Source organism: Microcystis sp. M_OC_Ca_00000000_C217Col (assembly GCF_007095585.1).
GTDB classification, from domain to species: domain Bacteria; phylum Cyanobacteriota; class Cyanobacteriia; order Cyanobacteriales; family Microcystaceae; genus Microcystis; species Microcystis panniformis.
On the sequence record NZ_SFBV01000288.1, the window covers coordinates 1 to 4,656 of the forward strand.

5 protein-coding genes are annotated in these 4,656 nt (G+C 42.5%); 2 read left to right on the forward strand and 3 right to left on the reverse strand.

The genetic code is table 11. The features are described from left to right. Positions 1-386 precede the first annotated feature (386 nt). Entirely contained in the window at positions 387-1,157 is a 771-nt protein-coding gene (locus EWV66_RS18375; protein ID WP_287107670.1) for an FkbM family methyltransferase, read from the forward strand. A gap of 28 nt (positions 1,158-1,185) precedes the next feature. On the opposite strand, the gene EWV66_RS18380 is transcribed toward EWV66_RS18375, so the two are convergent. The 3 genes from EWV66_RS18380 to menB form a co-directional block, all read right to left on the reverse strand. Continuing rightward, positions 1,186-2,271: a glycosyltransferase family 4 protein gene (locus tag EWV66_RS18380; RefSeq protein ID WP_287107671.1), complete on the reverse strand. Its 1,086-nt coding sequence runs from the start codon at positions 2,269-2,271 to the stop codon at positions 1,186-1,188. A gap of 279 nt (positions 2,272-2,550) precedes the next feature. After that, entirely contained in the window at positions 2,551-2,853 is a 303-nt protein-coding gene (gene rbp, locus EWV66_RS18385) for an RNA-binding regulator (RefSeq protein ID WP_287107672.1), read from the reverse strand. A gap of 240 nt (positions 2,854-3,093) precedes the next feature. Next, a complete protein-coding gene (gene menB / locus EWV66_RS18390) occupies positions 3,094-3,927 on the reverse strand; it encodes a 1,4-dihydroxy-2-naphthoyl-CoA synthase (RefSeq protein WP_043999569.1) in 834 nt (277 codons plus the stop codon). A gap of 430 nt (positions 3,928-4,357) precedes the next feature. Here menB and EWV66_RS18395 point away from each other — a divergent pair, with 430 nt between their 5' ends. Further along, positions 4,358-4,531: a type II toxin-antitoxin system HicB family antitoxin gene (locus EWV66_RS18395; protein WP_072926528.1), complete on the forward strand. Its 174-nt coding sequence runs from the start codon at positions 4,358-4,360 to the stop codon at positions 4,529-4,531. The last annotated feature ends 125 nt before the right edge of the window (positions 4,532-4,656 follow it).

A 4,656-nucleotide genomic window follows, 5' to 3' on the forward strand; every position in this document is an offset into this window, starting at 1 on the left:
TATCAGTGATCAGTTATCAGTGATCAGTTATCAGTGATCAGTTATCAGTGATCAGTTATCAGTGATCAGTTATCAGTGATCAGTTATCAGTGATCAGTTATCAGTGATCAGTTATCAGTTATCAGTGATCAGTTATCAGTGATCAGTGATCAGTTATCAGTGATCAGTGATCAGTTATCAGTGATCAGTTATCAGCTTTTGAAGGCAAGAGGCAAAAGACAGAATCTGACAATTCTCCTACCTAAAAAGAAGGTTAGAAACTAGGCACATCAAAGCTTTTAGCTATCCCCTGGAAAGAAGGGGGCTTGTTACCTCATTCTTGACGGGGAGCCATTCATGGTGTTAATATAATTTTGTCCCAGATCGCAACTATACATACATCAACGGTGATTGCCAAAAAGATTACTTTTTCTAATGGATTAGAATGTTACTACAGTAGTAGCAAAGAGGAAACAGAATACATTTTTTCGGAAATATTTACTGAAAGGCAATATGAAGGGCATGATATCGTCATCAAAGAAGGCGATGTGATCTTTGATGTTGGAGCCAACATTGGTCTATTCTCTATTTTTGTCAAGGGAGTTGAACCAACAGCAAAAGTTTTCGCCTTTGAGCCAATCAAGCCAACTTTTGAGGTTTTGCAAAAAAATATTCATTTGCATTCTTTAGAGGATGTTGTTTTATTTAACTGTGGATTAAGTTCGGAAAATAACCCAGCAAAAATCTTTACTTTTTATCCCAATATGTCTGCTAATTCAACCACAAAGCCAGAGGATACCTTGGCTGAATTAGAAGATATTCAAGTCGATCAGAATTCCCAAAAAATAGAAAATTTGTTTGAAGAGTTTTTCCAAGAAAAAGAACAAGTAGCCTGTGAAGTAAGAACTCTATCTTCCGTAATTAATGAACTCGGTATTGACTCCATTGACTTACTGAAAATTGACGTGGAAGGAGAAGAATACGAAGTATTTGAAAGCATCGAAGCTAAAGACTGGCCGAAAATCAAGCAAATAGTGGCTGAAATTCACGATCAAAAGGGACGCTTAAAGCAAATAAGCCAAATGCTGGCAGACAATGGCTTCAAAATTCAACTAGAAAAAAGAGAATTACTACCTTTGACATTCGTGGATATTTTCCATTTATACGCTGTGCGTTAGTGGTTGAACTTTTATCCTCAAAGTTAATCTATTTTTCCAGAAAATTGGTTAATAACTGACTGAAACGTTGGGCAATAATCGGGGCATCAAATTCTGAAACTTTCGCTCTACCTGCCTTCCCTAAGGAACGAGCTTTTTCTGGATTGAGAAGCACTTCCGCTAATTTACTGGCTAAATCTTCGGCATCTAAGGGGTTGGCTAATAGACCTTGTACACCATCTTCAATCAACTCCGGTGTCGAGGAGGAACGACTGGCGACAATCGGTTTATAACTGGCCATAGCTTCAGCAAAAACTATACCAAATCCTTCTTGCAGACTAGGTAAACAAAAAACTTGACAATCAAGATATTCTTGGATCAGTTCTTGATAGGAAAGATAGCCGAGAAAAGTAACATTTTGCTCTAAATTGAGTTCTTGTGCCAGACGGCGTAAATTATTCCATTCAGGACCTTTGCTGGCAATTCGTACCTCCACATCAGGTATTTGACGGCGGAGAATTGCGGCGGCGCGGATCAAAGTGGCAACATTTTTGCGGGGATACTGGACACCGACACAAAACACCGTCGGCCTCCTCTGCTCGCGGTTTTTTTCCTCGTCCTTGACTGAGGCGATCGCTGCATCCCACCCTTTGAGATCAATTAGAGAATGAACAATTTCGATATTGCCATCGTACTGATAAAGTTGCTTGAGTCTAGTACGGGAATACTCACTGGTAGAGATGACCAGATCAGCGCGATGGACGCTTACTTTCTCGGCCTTTGCCATCAATTCTAAGGAAGTTCGCACCCAACCCCGCTCAAAGGTAGCTTCATCGGCAATAATACCGTGAATATAAACGATAAAAGGGACTTTCAGGCGATCGCTGATGGCGTAACCATCCATATCGTAACCCACCACCACATCATAGTGGTCAAAGCGACGGGGATCGAGTCGCCAATTCCAAAGAAAGCGATGCGCCATATAGCCTAACGGCCCCGATGCTTTGGTTGGCGAGAAGACATCAACCACATGACCCTGGGAGCGCAACTCGTTAGTCAGATGGATATTCCCAACGAAGGTACCACTTCCGAGCTTGACATTTTGGGGAGTTGCTGTGATGATTGCTATCTTCATTTTTTGTCAAAGTTTATGGCAGCGGTTGGATGATGATGGGAAAATCAGAACAAATAAGGTAGGCGGGAGTGGGTGCGAATCAAATCTTGACTTTACCTGATAACATTCTCAAAATCTATGGACGAACGGATATCCTCGCGTCCGTTAGCTTTTTTCGTCAAAACGATGAAATGTCCGTATGGAGTATTAGGATGTTAGAAAACAAACGCAGATTGATTAATTATCGATAAGAAAGCGGTTATCAAAAATAACCGCTTCTGGAATTTTCCAAGAATCTCTTTAACGTTCGCGGCGCCCGAAGTTTTTCCGCTCACCGCCGCCACCACCACCAAAATTATCTTCTCTGGGACGAGCTTTGTTGACTTTCATCTGTCGTCCCATCCATTCGGCCCCGTCAAGAGTTTCGATCGCTTTTGCTTCTTCCTCATCGGAGGACATTTCCACAAAACCAAAACCGCGCATTTTACCCGTTGCTTGATCTACGGGCAAGTAAACGCGAATAACCGAGCCGTATTCAGCGAATACACCGTGCAAGTCCTCTTTCGTGACTTCATAAACCAGATTACCAACGTAAATCGTCATGGATTGTCTCCCAATATCATAGCCATTTTGAGAAGGAGATCGGACACAACCCAGTCAAGGCCATCAGGGAAAAACCGCTTCTGTTTGAAACCAATGCTGCTACCGAACCTAACTACTCTCTCTAAACTAGCATAGCTGATCAGTGATCAGTAGGAATATGAAGTATTAAGTGAGCAGTATTATAGGGCAGTTTTCTGCTTTCTTTTCACTGATTACTGATTACTGATTACTGATCACTGATTAGGGTAGCCAAGGATATTGACTAAAATCGGGGGGACGTTTTTCGAGGAAAGCCTGTTTACCTTCGGCTCCTTCGGCGGTCATATAGTAGAGTAAAGTGGCATTACCCGCTAACTCCTGTAAACCCGCTTGACCATCACAATCAGCATTAAAAGCCGATTTTAGGCAGCGAATCGCCAAGGGACTTTTTTCGAGGATTTCTAAGGACCATTTAATCCCTTCCCGCTCTAATTCCTCCACCGGGACGACATGGTTAACCAAACCCATTTCTAAAGCTTGTTGGGCGTTATACTGCCGACAGAGAAACCAAATCTCGCGAGCCTTTTTCTGACCGACCACCCGGGCTAGATAACTAGAGCCGAAACCGCCGTCAAAACTGCCCACTTTCGGACCGGTCTGGCCAAAAATGGCGTTATCCGCTGCTAAGGTTAAATCACAAACCAAGTGTAAAACATGACCGCCCCCGACCGCATAACCTGCCACCAGCGCGATAACTACCTTGGGGATGGAGCGAATTAATTTCTGTAAATCCAGCACATTGAGCCGGGGTACGCCATCATCGCCAATATAACCCGCCTGACCGCGCACCGTCTGATCGCCGCCGGAACAAAAAGCATATTTGCCGTCGCTGTGGGGACCTGCACCCGTGAGCAATACTACCCCAATGCGGGCATCCTCGCGAGCATCACAGAAAGCGTCGTAAAGCTCAAAAACTGTCTTCGGACGGAAGGCATTACGCTTATGGGGGCGATTTATAGTGATTTTGGCGATTCCCCCCCATTTATGGTAAAGAATATCCTCGTAGGTTTTTACGGATTGCCATTCAACGGTCATAGTCTCGGTTATCGGCACAGCTTTTTTACCTTACCTCATTTTGTCCCCCACTTTGAAGCCTGGAGCGCCAGAATAGGGGAATGGATAGTTGACGGACAAGGTTTAAAGCTGATTCCCTTCTTGATGTTTTCTGGGTAAGTACCTAGGCAAAATTATTTACACATGACGATCATTGCCCCGTAAGGGTTTTAGCTCGATCGGGCAGGTAATTAATTTTGCATGACTACTTATTTATTCAAAATAAGTAGCTGGTTATAATTAAATTTAAAATGGATTTGAGGTTCGATCCCCCCTTCCCCCCTTGATAAGGGGGGTGCCGATCCCCCCTTAGTCCCCCCTTAATCCCCCCTTAATAAGGGGGGCATCTGAAAGTTTTTAATACCTACCTACTTATATTGATCCTATTTGCTAACTTTAAAGAGGTAAAAATATGAGTACAAGTAATAAAACTAAGCTTGAATCATTAGAGTTTTATTTTGGATTAAAATATCCAATAACAATTTATCCTGATGATGACGGGGGATATGTATCGGAAATTAAAGACCTTCCGGGATGTTTCACTCAGGGAGAAACCATAGAGGAAACCTTAATCAGTAAACAGTAATCATTGAACTGAAAACTCACATCTGATAACTGATAACTGATAACTGATAACTGATAACTGATAACTGATAACTGATAACTGATAACTGATAACTGATAACTGATAACTGATAACTGATAACTGAT

Coding starts and splice junctions, on each gene's coding strand:
- menB (WP_043999569.1), bottom strand. CDS start 3,927: ATGACCGTTGAATGGCAATCCGTAAAAACCTACGAGGATATTCTTTAC.
- rbp (WP_287107672.1), bottom strand. CDS start 2,853: ATGACGATTTACGTTGGTAATCTGGTTTATGAAGTCACGAAAGAGGAC.
- EWV66_RS18380 (WP_287107671.1), bottom strand. CDS start 2,271: ATGAAGATAGCAATCATCACAGCAACTCCCCAAAATGTCAAGCTCGGA.
- EWV66_RS18395 (WP_072926528.1), top strand. CDS start 4,358: ATGAGTACAAGTAATAAAACTAAGCTTGAATCATTAGAGTTTTATTTT.